A 2662-nucleotide genomic window follows, 5' to 3' on the forward strand; every position below is an offset into this window, starting at 1 on the left:
GCGGTCGCCAGCAGCGCGTCGCGCAGCGGCCGGTCGGCCAGTTGCTCGGTGACGGTGGCCGCCAGGCCGGCGACCCGGACGGCGAAGGTGGCGGCGACGACGGGGTGACGGCTGCTCATGGGAATGGGTGGGGGTGGGGGTTGAGGTCGGCGTCGGTGAGCGGGCGCGGCGCGTGGCCGAGCCGGTGCGGCACCTCGCGCAGCCGGGGCAGGCCGGTGGTCCGCCGGTTGCGGTGGCCGAAGGTCATCGGCAGTGCGCCGGGGGCGAGGACCTTCACGCAGTGCAGTCCGGCGGCCCGGTGCAGCGGCGAGGTCTGGTCGACGACCACCACGTCCATGCCGCCGGCCCGCATCCGGCCGACGGCCTCCGTCAGGTCGTCCCGCAGGTCGGCGTGGTGCGGCCAGGGGCCGCGGCCGACGCGGTCCCAGCCGACGGTGCGGTCCGGGCCGGAGAGCAGGAAGTCGAAGCGGTCGAGCGCCTCCGGGGTCGCGCTGCACAGTGCGTGGTCGGTCATCACGCGCACCAGGTCGGGGTCGGCCGCCATCCGCCGGGCCCGCTCGGCCTCGGCGGGGTAGCGGCGCAGCTCCTGCTCGACGATGGGTGCGAGCTCGCCGAGGGCGCTGAGCACGGCGGCGGCCGGGTCGAGGGCCGATCCACTGGTGCAGATGACCTGCGGGCGTGCGGGGTCGCCCTCGGTGTCCCGGGCCAGCACCCAGAACGCGGGGATCGCCTCGGCCAGGGTGGTGTCGAAGGCCCGTACCCGGTAGCCGGTCCGCTCCAGGCGTTCGACGACCAGCCGGATCCGCGGGTCGGGTGCGCGGGCCAGGTCGACCTCGGGCACCGGCATCCGGGCGTACCAGGTCATCAGGAAGGCGTCGCGTTCGACGACCTCCAGGATGCCGTGCAGGATCGCCTCCTCGGGGCAGCCGCCGAGCGCGCAGCCGTTGGAGATCTCGAAGGTGAACGGCTTGTCCGCCGCGGCGCCCGGCTGGAAGTCCGTGCGGTAGTAGGCGTGGCTCTCCGGGACGAGCACCGGCCGGGCGAGGCCGAAGGAGTACCCCCACACCCAGGACACCACCGCGTCCTCGGTGAACGGCTGGTAGCGGCCGTCCGGGTCGGGGTGGCGGCCGGGCGGGAACAGGCCGAACGAGCGCGGGTCGAGGGCGTCGTCCGCGAGGTCGGCCCAGCTGCCGCGCACGCTGGTCCGCTTGCCCCAGGGCCACTGGCCGCCGAGGCGTTCCAGGGCCTCGGCGATCGCGGTGGTCCGGCAGGTGGCGTAGTCGCGTCCGCGCCCCCAGCCGGCCTCGCCGCGGTGGCCGTACTCGGTGAGCACGGCCTCGGCCAGCGGGAACCGGGCGTCCCGCATGCCGTTCGGCGGGGCGACCACGCCGGTTTCGGCGTCCACGTACAGGGCTGTCAGCTCGGCCTCGTGCAGGTCGCGGACCCTGGTGGCGCCCGGCCGCGGCTTGGGCCGCGGCCGCAGGTCGATCGCGGCCAGGACGGCGGTGTCCTCCGGCAGCGTCCCGCAGACCCGGCACAGCGGGTCGGGCAGGAACGGGTGCCGGGCGAGGGAGAGGTCGCGCAGGCCGACGTACCAGCAGCAGTCCGCGGCCGCGCCGGTGTGCAGCAGCTCTCGGACGGTCTCGGCGGCGCAGCTGGACAGCCAGGGCGAGGGCCGCTGCGCGATCCGCCCGTCCTGGCGCAGTTCGGCCGTCCACCGGTCGCGGCGGGGCGCGGCGGACCGCCAGGTCTGCACGCACCAGGCGCAGCCGGGCTCGCCGGGCCGGACGACGGGGCCGATCACGGCCTTGTCGAGTTCGGTCCACACCGGCACCCAGTCCTCGCCCCGGTCGTGGGCGGCGGCCCAGTCGCCGGTGTGCCAGGTGTCGTGCGCGACCACCAGCAGGGACGGTGGCCGTCCGGCGATCGCCCCGGCCAGCAGGCCGGTGCCGAGTACGGTCTCGCTCACGTGTGCCTCCCCCTCACCACGTCAGCCGGAACTCGGGGCGCAGCCCGGCCGGGTGCTCGGTGCCGAGCTGGGCCATCAGCAGGCTCCGCCTGCGTCCTTGCAGGCCGAACCACTCGTCCAGCCGGTGCGTGAGCACGTCGTTCTGGATCCGGCTCGCCACGCCGACGGCGGCGGCGGCGAGGCAGGCGCGGTGCAGTGCGGCGCCGGCGGCGGCCTGTTGCAGCCGGTACCAGCGGGCGCCGAACCGGGCCTCGGCGGCCTCCGCGTCGCCGACCGGCAGCAGCCACAGGTTCGCCGTACGCGCGCCCTGCTGGGTGAGTGCGGCCAGGGCGGCTTCGCGCAGCCGCTGCCGGGGGTCGCCGTCGGCGACGGCCTCCAGCCGGTGCTCGTCGGGGTGGTAGCGGTAGGCCCCGGACGGGATTCCGGTCACGTCGGCGACGACGCAGTAGAACTCGACCAGGTGGTCCGGCAGGTCCCAGCGGGCCTGCTGTCCGTAGGCGGTGAGGACGGTGGCCAGCGCGCCGGGCGGCATCGGGTCGCCGTTGAAGCCGCGGACGGCCGCGTGCCGGGTCCGGGTGCCGGCCCGGAGGTCGGGTGCGGCCAGTGGCAGGTCGATCCGTTTGCCGTCGCCCACCGGGGCGGCCGGCAGCGGTTCGGGGCCGGGGCGGCTCTGGGCGAGCACGGCGGTGTGGG

The 2662-nt window shown here is 76.3% G+C and carries 2 protein-coding genes; both read right to left on the reverse strand.

Annotation, left to right across the window (positions count from 1 at the left end; all coding sequences use genetic code 11):
* Positions 1-115 precede the first annotated feature (115 nt).
* Entirely contained in the window at positions 116-1969 is a 1854-nt protein-coding gene (locus ABZ641_RS32280; RefSeq protein WP_359987592.1) for a TOMM precursor leader peptide-binding protein, read from the reverse strand.
* 13 nt (positions 1970-1982) lie between these two features.
* The coding region (locus tag ABZ641_RS32285; protein WP_359987595.1) for a nitroreductase family protein at positions 1983-2662 on the reverse strand (680 nt) is incomplete at its 5' end.

Origin of the sequence: Kitasatospora sp. NPDC007106 (assembly GCF_040634455.1) — a bacterium.
Classification (GTDB): Bacteria; Actinomycetota; Actinomycetes; order Streptomycetales; family Streptomycetaceae; genus Kitasatospora; species Kitasatospora arboriphila.